The organism is Mycobacterium sp. 94-17 (assembly GCF_035617725.1).
Classification (GTDB): domain Bacteria; phylum Actinomycetota; class Actinomycetes; order Mycobacteriales; family Mycobacteriaceae; genus Mycobacterium.
In genome coordinates this window covers 185,494-200,673 of sequence record NZ_JAPIYN010000002.1, presented here as the reverse complement: position 1 = coordinate 200,673, position 15,180 = coordinate 185,494, and the positions used below count along the sequence as shown (strand labels likewise).

The 15,180-nt window shown below is 69.3% G+C and carries 16 protein-coding genes; 6 read left to right on the top strand and 10 right to left on the bottom strand.

What is annotated here, in order from left to right; translation table 11 throughout:
* Positions 1–23: 23 nt before the first annotated feature.
* The 6 genes from OQ789_RS03860 to secY all read right to left on the bottom strand — a co-directional run bounded on the left by OQ789_RS03860 (position 24) and on the right by secY (position 5,333).
* Complete coding sequence (locus tag OQ789_RS03860) at positions 24–1,235, bottom strand: NAD(P)/FAD-dependent oxidoreductase (protein ID WP_324683635.1); 1,212 nt, start codon at positions 1,233–1,235, stop codon at positions 24–26.
* A 14-nt stretch (positions 1,236–1,249) separates the two neighbouring features.
* On the bottom strand, positions 1,250–1,969 hold the full coding sequence (locus tag OQ789_RS03855; RefSeq protein ID WP_324683633.1) for an anti-sigma factor family protein: 720 nt from the start codon (positions 1,967–1,969) through the stop codon (positions 1,250–1,252).
* 31 nt (positions 1,970–2,000) lie between these two features.
* The gene (locus tag OQ789_RS03850; RefSeq protein ID WP_324683632.1) at positions 2,001–2,546 is read right to left on the bottom strand and encodes a sigma-70 family RNA polymerase sigma factor; all 546 of its coding nucleotides are present in this window, start codon (positions 2,544–2,546) and stop codon (positions 2,001–2,003) included.
* A gap of 116 nt (positions 2,547–2,662) precedes the next feature.
* Positions 2,663–3,463: a type I methionyl aminopeptidase gene (gene map, locus OQ789_RS03845; RefSeq protein WP_324683631.1), complete on the bottom strand. Its 801-nt coding sequence runs from the start codon at positions 3,461–3,463 to the stop codon at positions 2,663–2,665.
* A 2-nt stretch (positions 3,464–3,465) separates the two neighbouring features.
* Positions 3,466–4,011: an adenylate kinase gene (locus tag OQ789_RS03840; protein ID WP_324683629.1), complete on the bottom strand. Its 546-nt coding sequence runs from the start codon at positions 4,009–4,011 to the stop codon at positions 3,466–3,468.
* The gene (gene secY, locus OQ789_RS03835) at positions 4,008–5,333 is read right to left on the bottom strand and encodes a preprotein translocase subunit SecY (protein ID WP_324683842.1); all 1,326 of its coding nucleotides are present in this window, start codon (positions 5,331–5,333) and stop codon (positions 4,008–4,010) included. Before secY ends, OQ789_RS03840 begins: the two co-directional genes overlap by 4 nt.
* 301 nt (positions 5,334–5,634) lie before the next feature.
* Here secY and OQ789_RS03830 point away from each other — a divergent pair, with 301 nt between their 5' ends.
* Both OQ789_RS03830 and OQ789_RS03825 read left to right on the top strand, forming a co-directional pair.
* Positions 5,635–6,561: a class I SAM-dependent methyltransferase gene (locus OQ789_RS03830; RefSeq protein ID WP_324683628.1), complete on the top strand. Its 927-nt coding sequence runs from the start codon at positions 5,635–5,637 to the stop codon at positions 6,559–6,561.
* A complete protein-coding gene (locus OQ789_RS03825; RefSeq protein ID WP_324683626.1) occupies positions 6,558–7,490 on the top strand; it encodes a class I SAM-dependent methyltransferase in 933 nt (310 codons plus the stop codon). Before OQ789_RS03830 ends, OQ789_RS03825 begins: the two co-directional genes overlap by 4 nt.
* A 3-nt stretch (positions 7,491–7,493) precedes the next feature.
* Here OQ789_RS03825 and OQ789_RS03820 read toward each other — a convergent pair whose 3' ends face one another.
* A complete protein-coding gene (locus OQ789_RS03820; RefSeq protein WP_324683625.1) occupies positions 7,494–8,162 on the bottom strand; it encodes a GNAT family N-acetyltransferase in 669 nt (222 codons plus the stop codon).
* A gap of 9 nt (positions 8,163–8,171) precedes the next feature.
* On the bottom strand, positions 8,172–9,533 hold the full coding sequence (locus OQ789_RS03815) for a xylulokinase (protein WP_324683624.1): 1,362 nt from the start codon (positions 9,531–9,533) through the stop codon (positions 8,172–8,174).
* Positions 9,534–9,563: 30 nt separating this feature from the next.
* Here OQ789_RS03815 and OQ789_RS03810 point away from each other — a divergent pair, with 30 nt between their 5' ends.
* Both OQ789_RS03810 and OQ789_RS03805 read left to right on the top strand, forming a co-directional pair.
* Complete coding sequence (locus OQ789_RS03810) at positions 9,564–10,544, top strand: NAD(P)-dependent oxidoreductase (RefSeq protein WP_324683623.1); 981 nt, start codon at positions 9,564–9,566, stop codon at positions 10,542–10,544.
* Positions 10,541–11,194 carry an L-fuculose-phosphate aldolase gene (locus tag OQ789_RS03805; RefSeq protein ID WP_324683621.1) on the top strand — a complete coding sequence of 218 codons (654 nt, stop codon included), beginning with the start codon at positions 10,541–10,543 and terminating at the stop codon, positions 11,192–11,194. Before OQ789_RS03810 ends, OQ789_RS03805 begins: the two co-directional genes overlap by 4 nt.
* Here the strand turns inward: OQ789_RS03805 and OQ789_RS03800 are convergent.
* Together OQ789_RS03800 and OQ789_RS03795 are read right to left on the bottom strand one after the other, a co-directional pair.
* Positions 11,173–12,423 carry a zinc-binding dehydrogenase gene (locus OQ789_RS03800; RefSeq protein ID WP_324683620.1) on the bottom strand — a complete coding sequence of 417 codons (1,251 nt, stop codon included), beginning with the start codon at positions 12,421–12,423 and terminating at the stop codon, positions 11,173–11,175. The two genes, OQ789_RS03805 and OQ789_RS03800, sit on opposite strands and share 22 nt — an antisense overlap.
* Positions 12,420–13,196 carry an SDR family NAD(P)-dependent oxidoreductase gene (locus tag OQ789_RS03795; protein WP_324683618.1) on the bottom strand — a complete coding sequence of 259 codons (777 nt, stop codon included), beginning with the start codon at positions 13,194–13,196 and terminating at the stop codon, positions 12,420–12,422. Before OQ789_RS03795 ends, OQ789_RS03800 begins: the two co-directional genes overlap by 4 nt.
* Before the next feature lie 97 nt (positions 13,197–13,293).
* Between OQ789_RS03795 and OQ789_RS03790 the strand changes: the two genes are divergently transcribed.
* On the top strand, positions 13,294–14,262 hold the full coding sequence (locus OQ789_RS03790) for a class I SAM-dependent methyltransferase (protein WP_324683616.1): 969 nt from the start codon (positions 13,294–13,296) through the stop codon (positions 14,260–14,262).
* Entirely contained in the window at positions 14,259–15,170 is a 912-nt protein-coding gene (locus OQ789_RS03785) for a class I SAM-dependent methyltransferase (protein WP_324683614.1), read from the top strand. Before OQ789_RS03790 ends, OQ789_RS03785 begins: the two co-directional genes overlap by 4 nt.
* The last annotated feature ends 10 nt before the right edge of the window (positions 15,171–15,180 follow it).

Sequence of the window (15,180 nt, the reverse complement as noted above, 5' to 3'; positions counted from 1 at the left end):
TCTTACGGGGCTGTCTGTGTTGGTCACGGTCCGGCCGGGATCACCGTCGCCCCCGCAAGCTCCCGGCTGATCGCCGCGGACATCCGCCGGTGGCTCGTCCAGCGCAAAAACGTTGTCAGCGCCAAGGACTGCAACCTGTCCGGGATCAGCGCGGCCGGCCGCAACACGAACTCGCCGTGCGAGATCGGCAACGACGCCACTCTCGACACGGCCATCACCTTGCGCCGCCGGGTCTTCTCATACCAGCGCAGTGCGCTCGCGAGCTCGGAACTGCCGCAATCGCTTCCGACGTCCAGCAACGCTTTGCACAACACCATCGTGTCGAGCAGGGCCTGGTTGGTGCCCTGCGCCAGCGTGGGTGGCATGGCGTGGGCCGCATCGCCGAGCAGGGTGACCGGGCCGCGACCCGCACGCGGAATCGGGTGGCGGAAATGCGGAAACGGCGACCGGGTCAGATCGTCGTCGGTCAGCGCGGCGAGCACGCGATCGGCCAACTCGGACCAGCCGGCGAAGTTGGACCGGATCACCTCGATCGGGCATTGCGGCCGGACGAATTCCGGTGACCATGGCAGGTCGAACCACCACTGCACCTCGGAGTCGCCGGCCGGCCATACGCCGAGATTGCCGTGCCCACCGACGATCACGAATGCGACGTCCTTGTCCGGGACATCCGGAAGGCTGACCAGCCCCTGCCAGCTGGACCAACCGGTGTGCTTCGCCTCGGGAGCGCCGACGGTGTCCCGGACCATCGACCGCAGCCCGTCGGCGCCGATCAGCACATCGCCCTCGGCCGAGCTGCCATCGTCGAACTCGACCCGCACCCCGCTGGGTGTGTGGAGCACGGCGATCGCCCGGGAATCGCATCGAATGCGTTCCGTCGGAAAGCCTTCCATCAACCGTTCGAGCAGAACCCGACGCGGAACCATCCGCACGGGTGCGCCCAGCCGGTCCACCATGCCGGTCACGTCGAGGGTTCCGAGCGGGCGACCCGAAGATGTCATCGCCCGCACGGTGGACAGCAGCTGACCGGCCCCGTCCATGTCGACACCCAGCTGCCGCAGCACCGTCTCGCCGTTGGACCAGATCGTCACCGCGCCGCCGGCCGCCCTCACATCAGGCCGCCGCTCGAACACGGTGACGTGATGACCGTCCCGCAACAGCCCCCGGGCGACCGAGATGCCACCCACGCCGGCGCCCACCACCAGCACCCGAAGAGAGCGCCGGTAGCTACTCATGTTGCGCCGGATCCTTAAAGCGAGCGCTGCAGCAGCACCTGGCCGCTGTCGGCGGCGACCACCTGTACGGCGGCAATCTGGTCGACCCGGGTCGAGATGGCACCGGCGGGCGTCGCCGTGTGGCCGGGCACGGCCACCCAGGTCGCCAGCCGGGTCTGGCTGCCGTCGCGCCCCACCACGACCATCGCGAGCGTGTCGTGGTGCGCGTTCAGCGGAGCCAGGCACACACAGCGCAGGTTGATGGCTGTCCCCCAGTGCTGACTGCTGACGGCGACCGACGACGTGAGCAGGCTCGTGCTTACTTGCGCCATCGGCTCCGAGGAGGCAGTCACCTGCTGGGCCGGACCCGAGGACCATCCCTCGAGACCGACGAACACCCCGATGGCGAGCACCGCGGCGGCAGCCGTCGACGCCACCCAGGTCATCACCCGGGTGCGGCGCCGCCGCCAACGAACCTTCGCCAGCAAGGACGGCAACAATTCCGGAGACATCTCCGGGGCCGGACCGCATTCGTCGATCGCGGCCACGTCGTCACGGTCGAGCTGTGACAGCAGGGCCGGCACACCGCTGAGATCGGCGACGGCGGCCCGGCAGGCCGGACAGTGCGCCATGTGCGTCTCGAATTCGCGGCGTTCCGCGGCCGACAAAGAGCCCAACACGTATGCGGCATCCCACATTGTGTAGCGGTCTTCGGGAGGGCCGACATCGTGCACCGGCGTCCTCATTTCATCCATTTCTCTTCACCCCTCAAGCATCCGGAGTCCCTCATCGGGTAACCCCAAGTTCCTGCAGAGTGAGTCGCAACGCCCGCACGGCGTAGTGTAGTCGCGACTTCACTGTTCCCTCGGCGATACCGAGGTCTGCAGCGATTTGTGTGGTCGTCCAGCCGCGGTAGTACGACCGTTCGATCACTGCTCGGTGCTCGGCGGACAACCGGACCATCGCGTCCGCTATCAGCATCCGGTCCAGCGTCGCATTGACCTCATCCGGCGTGGACTGTTCGGGCGCACCCGACACGTCGGTTGAGCCGACGACATTGCGAAACCGCGCGCTGCGGCGGTCGTCGATGATCATGTTGCGGGCCACGGTGAACAACCACGCCCGCGCCGAGCGCTCGGTGTCGCCGACGACCTCGGGGTGCTGCCATGCCCGCAGCAACGTCTCCTGGACCACATCCTCGGCCTGGCTCGCATCGCCCGTCAGGCGCAACGCGTAGCGCCACAGCACCGCGGCGTGTTCGTCGTAGAGCGCCTTCATCAGGGCGGCTTCGGCAGCCCCTGACGCCCTCCCAGTGCCTGCCACACGAGCCACTCGATCACCTCCGACTACTGAAACGAGGCGAGTGGGCGTTTAGTTCAAGGCCCCGACGCGCGGCGCCCGGCTTAGCCGCGCTTGCGATCGGGGCGTGTTCAAGGCTAGCCCGACCGTCAGGCCAGGGTCAGAATCCGCGGCCCGGCATCGGTGACCGCGACGGTGTGCTCCCAGTGTGCCGCGCGCGACCCGTCGGTGGTGGTGACCGTCCACTGGTCGTCGAGCACCACGGTCTTGCCCGTTCCCAGCGTCAGCATGGGTTCGATGGCCAGCACCGAACCGGCGGCCAGCAGGGGGCCGCGTCCCGGCGAGCCCTCGTTGGGCAGGAACGGGTCCATGTGCATCTGGCGGCCGATGCCGTGGCCGCCGTAGCCCTGGACGATCCCGAAGGACCGCGAATGGCGGGCCTCGGCGTCGCGCGTGCCCATCTCGATGGCGTGTGACACGTCGGTCAGCCGGTTGCCGGGAACCATGGCCGCGATCCCGGCCTCCAGCGACTCCCTGGTCGCCTGCGACAGGGCCTCGTCGGCCGCGTCCAGCGTCCCGACGCCGAAGGTGACCGCGGCGTCGCCGTGCCAACCGTCGAGCACCGCGCCGCAGTCGATCGACACCAGGTCGCCGGGCGCCAGAATTTCGGCGGCCGAGGGAATCCCGTGTACCACGCGCTCGTTGACCGACGCACAGATCGACGCGGGGTATCCGTGATAGCCGAGGAACGACGGCACCGCGCCCGCGTCCCGGATCATCGATTCGGCGATCTCGTCCAGGCTCAGCGTCGACACCCCCGAAACCGCGGCCGCGCGGACCGCCTGAAGCGCGGCGGCGACCACCGCGCCCGCCGCGGCCATCGCGTCGAGTTCGCCGGCACTGCGCTGCGGCACCACCTTGCGACTCCGCAGCCGCGCCAGCGGGTTCATTGCTACTTGCCCACCGCCCGCAGCGCCCGGGCGAACACTTCGTCCATGGAGCCGACGGCGTCGACCGTCTTGAGTTGGTCGCTGTAGTAGTCCAGCAGCGGCGCGGTCTCGTCGCGGTAGATCTTCATCCGGTTCAAAATGACCTCGTCGGTGTCGTCGGCGCGGCCGCGGCCCTTCAGCCGCTGCAGCAGCTCGTCTTCGGAGACCCGGAATTCCAGCACCGCGTCGATGTCGGTGCCCCGCCGTCCCAGCATCTCGTGCAGCGCCTTGGCCTGCTCGATCGAGCGCGGGTATCCGTCCAGGATGAAGCCGTTCGCCGCGTCCGCCTCGTTCAGCCGGTCGTCGACGAGCTGGTTGGTCAGCTCGGACGGCACCAGGTCGCCGGCGTCGAGGTAGCGCTTGGCCTCCAGGCCGAGCTTGGTGCCGTTCCCGATGTTGCTCCGGAACAGCTCACCGGTGGAGATTTGCGGGATCCCGAGCTTTTCCGCGAGCTTCTGGGCCTGCGTTCCCTTGCCCGCCCCCGGCGGTCCCAGCAAAACGACTCTCACTTCAGGAACCCTTCATAGTTGCGCTGCATGAGCTGACTCTCGATCTGCTTGACCGTATCCAAGCCCACGCCGATCATGATCAACACCGCGGTACCGCCGAATGGCAGATTCTGCACCGCTCCGCTGTTGCCGATCTGCAAGAACAAGTTGGGCAGCACCGAGATCGCGCCGAGGTAGATCGAACCCGGCAGGGTGATCCGGCTCAGCACGAAACGCAGGTAGTCGGCGGTCGGCTTGCCCGGCCGGATCCCGGGAATGAAGCCGCCGAACTTCTTCATCTCGTCGGCGCGCTCGTCGGGATTGAACGTGATCGAGACGTAGAAGTATGTGAAGAAGATGATCAGGCCGAAGTAGATGCCGATATACACCGGATCGCTCGGGTCGGACAGGTAGGTGCCGACGAACTTGTCCCACCAGCTGTTGCCCACGCCGCCGGCACCGCTGCGGATCAGCTGGGTGATCAGGTGCGGGATGTAGATCAGCGAGGACGCGAAGATGACCGGGATAACGCCGGCCTGGTTGACCTTGAGCGGCAGATACGTCGAGGTTCCGCCGTACATGCGCCGGCCGACCATGCGCTTGGCGTACTGGACCGGGATGCGGCGCTGGCCCTGCTCGACGAACACCACGCCGACGATGATGACCAGCGCGGCGACCAGGACGGCCGCGAAGATCATGCCGCCGCGGCTGTCCAGGATCGTCTTGCCCTCGGCGGGAATGCGCGCCGCGATGCCCACGAAGATCAGCAGGGACATGCCGTTGCCGATGCCGCGCTCGGTGATCAGCTCACCCATCCACATCACCAGCGCCGCGCCGCTGGTCATCACCAACACGATGACGACCAGCGTGAAGATGCTCTGGTCGGCGATGATGTCCAGCGAGCAGCCCTGCAGCAGGCCGCCGTTGGCCGCCAGGGCCACGATGCTGGTGGCCTGCAGGACGGCCAGCGCGATGGCCAGATAACGGGTGTACTGCGTCATCTTGGCCTGGCCGGATTGGCCCTCCTTGCGCAGCTCCTCGAACCGCGGGATCACGACGGTGAGCAGCTGCACGATGATGCTGGCGGTGATGTAGGGCATCACGCCGACGGCGAACACCGTGAGTTTGAGCAGCGCGCCGCCCGAGAACAGGTTGATCAGCGAATAGATCTGCCCGGCCGCGCCACCGCTGGCCTCTTTGATGCACTGCTGAACGTTCGGGTAGTTGACGCCGGGCGACGGCAACGCGGCGCCGACCCGATACAAGACGACGATGCCGAGGGTGAAGAGGATCTTCCGTCTCAGGTCGACTGTCCGCAACGATGAGATGAAAGCGGAAAGCAACTCTTCCTCCTGCGCAGCCGGGTTTTCCTGCATCACGCGCCCAACACCCGCAGGCCAGGACGTACGGCCGACTTATCTATAGCGCGTCAAACCGTGTACGAGACTAACAGCTGGTCCGCCCAGGTCCGGTCAGGGCCTTTGGGTAGGCCCCGTCGCAGGCCCTCGGCGGGCCCCTGCCGGGCCCCTTCGCTCACCCTTGGAGCCGCCGCCCGGGCCCCGCCCGGATAAATACAGCAAGCCGTCGGCCGCGAGCGTAGAGTTCTGCTGAATCGTTGCATTTGCTAAGTAACTTGGGGGCAGCATGACACGCACTGACCAAGACAGCTGGGATCTGGCCTCGAGCGTCGGCGCCACGGCCACCATGGTCGCCGCCGCCCGCGCACTGGCCAGCGAAGCCGCGCACCCGATCATCGACGACCCGTTCGCCGCGCCCCTGGTGCGCGCCGTAGGTCTGGACTTCTTCCGGCGCCTGGTCGACGGCGAGGTCACCGAGTCCGAGAGCTACGAAGGCAGCGGCAAGGACCTGGGACTGGAGACCGACTCCATCGCTGTGCGCACCCGCTTCTTCGACGACTTCTTCACCGACGCCGCCCGGGACGGGGTTCGCCAGGCGGTCATCCTGGCGGCCGGCCTCGACGCCCGCGCCTACCGGCTGGACTGGCCGCCCGGGAGCGTGGTCTACGAGGTGGATCAGCCCGCCGTCATCGAGTTCAAGAGCGCCACCATGGCCCGGCTGGGCGCCGCCCCGACCGCCGAGCGGCGCACGGTCAGCGTCGACCTGCGCGACGACTGGCCGGCCGCGTTGCGCGACAACGGCTTTGACGTGACGCAGCCGACCTCGTGGAGCGCCGAGGGCCTGCTGATGTACCTGCCGCCCGACGCCCAGGACCGGCTCTTCGACAACATCACCGAGCTCAGCGCTCCCGGCAGCCGGCTGGCCACCGAGTATCACCCCAACACCGCCGGCACCGCGATGTCGCAACGCGCGCAGGAGTTCAACGACAGGTGGGCCAAGGTCGGCTGCGACATCGACCTGTCGGGACTGTTCATTGACGGTGAGCGCAGCAATGTCGCCGACTACCTCACCGGCAAGGGCTGGGAACTGAGCACCCGGCCACGCCGCGAACTGTTCGGTGATTACGGCCTGCAGTTCCACGACGACGAGGCGATGGCGCAGTTCCGCAACATCGTCACCGTCACCGCCACCCTGCGCCGGGAGGCCGCGTGACGCGCACCAACCAGGACAGCTGGGATCTCGCGTCCAGCGTGGGCGCCACCGCGACGTGGGTCGCCGCCTGTCGGGCGCTGGCCGGCCGCCAGGCCGGCGCGCTGATCGACGATCCGTTCGCCGACCCGCTGGTGCGCGCGGTGGGCGCCGAGTTCTTCATCCGGGTGCTCGACGGCGAGATCACCGACGAGACGGGCGGGCTGGACGCCGATGCGGATCCCGACGCGGAGTTCAATCTGCAACGCATGGTCAACATAATGGCCGTGCGTACCCGCTACTTCGACGACTTCTTCACCGACGCAACCGATTCCGGCATTCGCCAGGCCGTCATCCTGGCCTCCGGCCTGGACTCGCGCCCGTACCGGCTGGCCTGGCCGGCGGGCACTGTGGTGTACGAGGTCGATCAGCCCGCCGTCATCGAGTTCAAGTCGACGACGCTGGCCAAGCTGGGGGCCCGGCCCGCGGCGGAGCGGCGCACGGTGGCGGTCGACCTGCGCGATGACTGGCGTAGCGCGTTGCAGGACAAGGGTTTTGACGGGTCGCAACCCAGCGCATGGAGCGCCGAGGGCCTGTTGATGTATTTGCCGCCGGAGGCGCAGGACAGGCTCTTCGATGCCATCACCACGCTCAGCGTCCCGGGCAGCCGGCTGGCCACCGAATACCACGCCGACGGCACACCGCACCTGCTGGAGAGGCGCGCGAAGGCGATGGCCAGGCGGTGGGGGCAATTCGGCTTCGGCGTCGATGTGTCGACGCTGGTCTACCGCGGCGAGCGCACCCCGGCGGCGGAGTATCTGGCCGCCCGCGGCTGGCACGTATCGACCCGCACCCGCGCCGACATGTTCGCCGAGGCCGGTCTACCCGTCCCACCGGGGGACAGTCTGGAGTCGCTGCGGAACAGCATCGCGGTCGACGCCGTTCTGCGCTGACGCTCAGTGCGGGTTGGCCGCCGGTGCGCGCACCACCATGGGCACCGCGGGGAAGCACCACGCCATCTCCGAGCGCGACTTGCGCAGCACGGCGGTGCCGTAGCCGCGCTTGCGGTGATCGGGGTGGATCCAGATCCGGACGTCGACCTCGCCGTGGACCAGCTCGCCGAACACCATACCGACCTTCTGGCCGGAGTCGATGGCCACGAACCAGGCGGCCTCCTCGTCGTCGACCCGGGCCAGCGCGGCCTTGATCTCGTCGTCGAGGTCGCCGGCCTGCCCGCCGGAGCCGTCGCCAGACACGCCCCCCATGTCCTCGGTGCGGACGCCGAAGATGTCGCGGTCCTCGCGGGCGGAGAACGGCCGTAGTTCGAGGGTCTCTCCCGAGCTGGCCGGCCGCTCGCCGAGTGTGAAGCTGAGTTGTTTGTTCAGGTCCTCGAGTTCGTCCTGGATGATCTTGCGCGAATCCTTGGTGAGCCGGTCGAAGGACAGGCCGAACACCGCTTCGGCACCCGCGTGCGACGTGCCGAGCAAACCGACGATGGCCTCGACCGCCTCCGACTTGTTGTCGGCCTCCACGATCAGGTCGAGCACTTCGTGCCGTTGTTCAAGGGCTTTCAAGAGTGCGTCCGCGATGTCGCGGCGGGCGGCTTTGCGATCCTGGTCGGTCATTGCACCAGCCTAGAACGCCGGTGGTGGCACCGCGCTACATCTATGGTTTCCCAGCTCCAGGAAGCGCTGATAGCGATCCTCGACCGCGCCCGCCCAGGCGGGGTCGGGCTCGACGATGCACTCGGTGCGCGCCCATCGGGCGGCGTCGGCGATGGTCGTCTCCAGCCCGACCGCCATGCGCGCCAGGAAGGCCGCCCCCAGCGCGGCCCCCTCCGCCACGCCGGACACCTCGACCGGGCGGCCGGTGGCGTCGGCGATGGCCTGCAGCCACGGCCCCACCCGCGTGCCGCCGCCGGTGGCCACGATGCGCGACACCGGCGCCCCGCCGAGTTCGATGAGCCGGCGGACCACGAAACCGGACGCCTCGTAGGCCGCCCGCCGCAGCGCGGCGGCGTCGTGGGTCAGATCCAGGGCCTCGAGCACGCCCCGGCGGTCGCGATCGTGAAACGGCGTGCGCTCGCCGCGCAGATACGGCGCCCACACCGGAACACGCCCCGGCTCGGCGGCGGTCGGGTCTGCCGGTGCCACAACGCGATCCACCCAGCCCAAGAACAGCCCGCCGGCGTTGCTGGCCCCGCCGATCTGGCTCTTGCCGGCCACGGTGTGCGGGATGGTCCACAGGCCGGGCATCTGCCGCGGCTCGGAAATGGTGGTCCACACGATCAGCGTGGTGCCGCACATCACCAGCACGTCCCCGTCGCGGTCGGCGCCGGCGACCATCTGTTCGCACAGTGCGTCGATGGCGCCGGTGGCCAGCGCGGCATCGGTGCCGCGCACCTGCCCGACGACGGCGCCCATGCTCTGAACCCGCGGCATCTGGTGGACGTCCGCCCCACGCTCGGCGCAGGCGCCCGGATCCCACCCGGTCCCGTCGAACAACGGGAACGCGGTGGCGGCGGTGGCGATGTCGATCACCGCCTGACCCGACAGCGCGTGGTTGGCCACGGCAGGCGCCGACCAGTAGCCCGCGGCGCCCGGCGCCTGCCCGGCCGTCCAGCGCAAGAACTCCGCGGCCTCCCCCAGCGCGGGCAGCGGCTGCGCTTGCTGGTCGGGCGTGCGGCCCCGGCCGTCCCCGTAGAGCAGGCCCGGGGTGACGGGGGTGCCGCCCGCGTCGACGGCGGTCATCGACGGAACCATGGCCGCGACGGCCACCGCCGCGACGCCGGGCTGGTGGACCAGTTCGTCGCACGCCGCCGACGGCCCCCGCAGCCACGCCGCCGCGGCGTCGTGCTCGAGCAGATCGGGCGCGGGGACTCGCAGCTCGTGGGGGATGCGCACGCGGCCCGTCACGTTGCCGTCGGCGTCGGCGGCTATCGCCTTGACCGCGGTGCTGCCGACGTCGATGCCGATTGTGACGTCTTTGCGTGACACGGGCGTCACCGTACGCCAGCATTGGCATTCGTGACGTCCAAACCACGCGCCTTGGTCACCGCCCCGATGCGGGGGCCGGGATTCGACAAACTGCGCGAGCTGGCCGAGGTCGTGTACGACCCCTGGATCGAGCAGACCCCGCTGCGCATCTACAACCCCGGGCAGCTGGCCGAACGGATCTCCGACGAGGCCGCCGAAATCGTGGTGGTGGAAGGCGATTCGGTGGGCGGCCCTGTGTTCGAGCGAGGCGTGCGGGTGATCGCGTCCACCCGCGGCGACCCCAATAATGTCGACATCGCGGGCGCCACCGCGGCCGGCATCCCGGTGCTGAACACCCCGGCCCGCAACGCCGATGCCGTCGCCGAGATGACGGTGGCCCTGCTGCTGGCCGCCACCCGCCACGTGCTGGCCGCGGATGCGGATGTGCGCAGCGGCAACATCTTTCGCGACGGCGGCATCCCGTATCAGCGGTTCCGGGCCGCGGAGATCGCGGGGCTGACCGCCGGGCTGGTGGGCCTCGGCGCCGTCGGCCGCGCGACGCAGTGGCGGCTGTCCGGGCTGGGCATGCGGGTCATCGCGCACGACCCGTACAACCCCGGCGCCCGGCACAGCCTCGACGAGCTGCTGAGCGAGGCCGACGTGGTCTCGCTGCACGCCCCCGTCACCGCCGACACCACCGGCATGATCGGCGCGCCGGAGTTCGCGGCGATGCGCGACGGCGTGGTCTTCCTCAACACCGCACGCGCCCAGCTGCACGACACCGACGCCCTGGTCGAGGCCCTGCGCGCGGGCAAGGTCGGCGCCGCGGGGCTCGACCACTTCGTCGGCGAGTGGCTGGCGCCCGATCACCCGCTGGTGGGAATGGCAAACGTGGTGCTGACGCCGCACATCGGCGGGGCCACCTTCGACACCGAGGCCCGGCAGGCGCAGATGGTGGCCGACGACCTGGAGGCGCTGCTGGCCGGCAGGGCACCCGTTCACATCGTCAACCCGGAGGTGCTGGGACCATGAAGTTCGTCGAGAACCCGGAGATCGCGGTGCTGGACGCCGCCAAGGACATGCTGCGCCGCGGCCTGGTGGAGGGCACGGCGGGCAACATCTCGGCGCGGCGCGCCGACGGCAGCGTCGTCATCACCCCGTCGTCGGTGGACTATCGCGACATGCAGCTCGACGACCTGGTGCTCATCGACCCGGACGGCGCGGTGCTGCACGCGGCCGAGGGCCGGTCACCGTCGTCGGAGATGCAGCTGCACCTGGCCTGCTACCGCGCCTTCGACGACGTCGGCAGCGTCATCCACAGCCATCCGGTGTGGGCCACCATGTTCGCCATCGCCCACGAGTCGATCCCGGCGTGTATCGACGAGTTCGCCGTGTACTGCGGCGGCGACGTCCGGTGCACCGACTACGCGGCGTCCGGCACGCCCGACGTCGGCGCCAACGCCGTCAAGGCGCTCGAAGGCCGCGGCGCCGCGCTGATCGCCAACCACGGTCTGGTGGCGGTGGGACCGCGGCCCGACAAGGTCCTGCACATCACCGCCCTGGTCGAGCGGACCGCCCAAATTGTTTGGGGCGCAAGGGCACTCGGCGGGCCGGTGCCGATCCCCGAAGAGGTCAACCGCAACTTCGCGTCGGTCTACGGCTATCTGCGCGCCAACTCCTGACGCTGGTCGATCCCCACCTTCACCGCGCCGCTCTCGCCCTGGTTTGCGATCGCGAAGAAGGCGTCGCGCCACCGCGCCAACCCGAACGTGTGGGTGAGCATGGGGCGCAGGTCGACCCGTCCGGCGGCGGCCAGGTCGAGGTAGTGGGCGATGGCGTGCTTGCGCCGGCCGTCGACCTCCTCAACCCCGAAGGCGTTCGAGCCGACGAACGAGATCTCCTTGAAGTAGAGCGGGCTGTCCTCCCACCGCCCGGGGGCGTGAACGCCGGCCTTCACCAACGTGCCCCGCGACTTCAGGACGCGGACGCCCACTTCGAAAGTCTCGGATTTTCCGACGGTGTCGTAGACGACGTCGACGGCGCCGGGATGTGCCATGGGCAGCCCCTGCAACGGCTGGCGCAGCCGGCCACCGCCCCACCCGACGATGTCCTCGATGATGGCCGTACGCGGTTCGTGCGCGACGACTTTCGCGGCACCGAACCGGTGCGCCAGTTCGGCCTGCGCGGCGAAGCGCGCCACCACCGCGACGGCCACACCGGGGTAGAGCGCCCGCAGGATCGCGACCGCACACAGCCCCAGCGAGCCGGCTCCGTACACCAGCGCGGCGCCGGAGCGCGGTGGCGGGTGGCGGGTGATCGAATGCAACGACACCGAGAACGGGTCGGCGAACACGGCCATCTCGTCGGGAATCGAGTCCGGCACCGCGAACAGCATGCTGTCGTGCGCGGGCATCAATTCGGCGTAGCCGCCCGTCACATCGGCCGAGACCCCGGTGTGGATGCCGGGCCTGATGTCGCCGTCGGTGAAACTCCAGCACATGCTGTAATCGCCGGCTTCGCATGCGGGACAGATCGGTTCGATGCCACGCGGCCCGCAAGACAGCCACGGGTTAAGCACCACCCGCTCGCCGACCTGCAGCCCGCGCGCCCTGGGGCCCAGCGCCACCACGTCGGCAACCACCTCATGGCCCATGACTTGGGGGAACGAGCAGAACGCGGCCATGGCGTTGTCGGCGTCGCCCTCGCCGAAATCCATCAGGATCTGCTTGGAGTCCGACCCGCAGATGCCGGTCAGCCGGGGCCGGGTGATCACCCAGTCCTCGCGCGGCAGTTGCGGATCCGGCACGTCGCGCAGGGCCGTCGGGGTGCGCGCCAGGTTCTGGGTCAACGGGTTGGCGCCGTCGGCAACTTCGACGGGCTCCGGCGGCACGCCGTAGACGAGCGCCTTCATCGGGACGCCATCCCGGCCGACCCGGCGATGAACGCGTCCAGGTCGGCGTTCTTGGCGTCGATGACGGCTTTCATGTCGGGCAGGTAGTGCTCGAAGCGCGCGCTGCCCAGCGCCTCGATGATGCCGTCGGCCACCGTGTCGGCGGCGACCTTGGGCCCCCGGTAGAGCGGTTCCTCGCTGCCCGGATGGTCCCAGATCTCGGTATCGACCGGGCCCGGCTCGATCAGCTTGACCGCGATCGGCGTGTGGTGCAGATCCACGGCCATCGCCTCGCTCCATCCGCACATCGCGAATTTGCTTGCACAGTAGGCTGTTTCGTGGATGATCCCGAGCCGGCCGCCGACGCTTGACACATTGACGATCATGCCGGATCCTCGCTCCTGCATCCGCGGCAACAGCGCCAGCGTGAGGCGCATCGGGGCGAAGAAGTTGACCCGCATGACGTCCTCGGCCTCGCCCGGGTCCAGCGCGAGGACGCCGCGCCGCTTGGGCATCGCGGCGTTGTTGACCAGCACGTCGATGCCGCCCAGCGCATCCCAGGCGCGCAGCGCGAGCTCGCCCAGCGCCTGCGTGTCGGCCAGGTCGGCCACGAACATGGCCGAACCGGGCGAGGCGCGCCGACAGTCGCCCAACACGTCGGCCAGCCGATCCCGGCGGCGCGCGATCAGCCCCACCGTCGCGCCCCGGGTGGCCAGGCGCCGCGCCAGGGCCGCACCCAGTCCCGACGAGGCACCCGTGATGAGCACCCTCTTTCCCGCCGCCGCGTACGCCATCCGTCAAGGTTGCCGCGAATCGCGGGAAGCGTACAGTGGGGGAAGCTTGTTATATCGGCTAAATATTAGATCGGCTACCTCCGATTGGGGCATCACCATGACTTCCACCAGGTACGACGGCGACACCTGGGACCTGGCGTCCAGCGTCGGCGTGACCGCGACCATGGTCGCGGCCGCCCGCGCCATGGCCACCCGCGCCGAGCGCCCACTGATCAACGACCCCTTCGCCGAACCGCTGGTCAAGCTCGTCGGCGTGGACCTGCTCTCCCGGCTGGCCGGCGGCGAGCTGGACCCCGCCGAGTTGAACGACGTGCACGACGGGGCCGTGGGCCCGGGGGGATCCGCCGGGGCCATGTCGCGGATGGCCGACAACATGGCGGTCCGCACCAAATACTTCGACGAATTCTTCCTGGACGCCGCGACCGCGGGCATCACCCAGGCGGTGATCCTGGCGTCCGGGCTCGACGCCCGCCCCTACCGCTTGGCGTGGCCGGCCGGCACGGTGGTCTACGAGGTGGACCAGCCACAAGTCATCGAGTTCAAGACGCGCGCGCTGGCCGATCTGGGGGCCGCCCCCACCGCCGAGCGGCGGGTGGTGGCCGTCGATCTGCGCGACGACTGGCCCGCCGCGCTGCGCAACGCCGGCTTCGACCCGGCGCGGCCCACCGCGTGGAGCGCCGAGGGACTGCTCGGCTACCTGCCGCCGGAGGCCCAGGATCGCCTGCTGGACACCGTCACCGGGCTCAGCGCGCCGGGCAGCCGGCTGGCCACCGAGAGCGCGCCCAGCCCCCAGCCCGGCGACGAGGAGAAGATGAAGGAGCGCATGCGAACGATCTCCGAGCGCTGGCGCGCACACGGTTTCGAGCTGGACATGGCCGGGCTGGTCTACTTCGGCGAGCGCAACGAGGCGGCCGCGTACCTGGCCGACCGCGGTTGGCGACTGAACAGCGCCAGCATCGGAGAACTGTTCGCGGCCAATGGACTCGAGCCACTCGGCGACGACGACGCGCGCATGGGCGAGATGCTGTACACCAGCGGAACCCTCGAGAAAGAGGAGCTGCCATGACCGCTGACACGGGAAGGACCGAGGCCGACAGCTGGGACCTGGCGTCCAGCGTGGGAGCAACGGCCACGATGGTCGCCGCATCCCGCGCCGTGGCTTCGCAGGGGCCCAACCCGCTGCTTGACGACCAACTGGCCGATCCTCTGGTCCGCGCCGTCGGGTTGGACCCCTTCATCCGAATCCTGGACGGTGAAGTCGATTTCGCCGACGATCCGCTGCTGAACCGCAAGGCCAGGGCCGAGCAGATGACGGTGCGGACGAGGTTCTTCGACGATTTCTTCGTCACGGCCGCCAACGACGGTGTGCGCCAAGCCGTGATCCTCGCGTCCGGCCTGGACACCAGGGCCTACCGCCTGCCGTGGCCCGCGGGCACGCTGGTGTACGAGATCGACCAGCCACAGGTCATCGCATTCAAGACCAATGCGCTGGCCGATCTCGGCGCCGCTCCCACCGCCGAACGTCGAACCGTCGGCATCGACCTGCGCGATGACTGGCCGGCCGCGTTGCGCGAGAGCGGTTTCGACGCCACGCAGCCCACCGCGTGGAGCGCCGAGGGGCTGCTGCCCTACCTACCGCCCGAGGCCCAGGACCGCTTGTTCGACAACATCGCCTCGCTCAGTGCGCCGGGCAGCCGGCTGGCCACCGAACACATGCCGGACCCCAATTCCTTCACCGACGAGCGCGTACAGCGCATCACCGAGCGGTGGCGCAGGGCGGGGTTCAACCTCGATGCGGGTGAGCTGTTCTACCGGGGTGAGCGCAGCGTCGTCGTCGACTATCTGACCGGGCATGGCTGGGATGTGACGGCCCACGCCGTCAGGGAACTGTACGCACGCAACGGCTTCGAATTCCCCGAAGAAGTGGTCGAAGCGTTCGGCGACGTTAGTTATGTCGCCGCGACCCTCAAGTAAGGTTGCGACT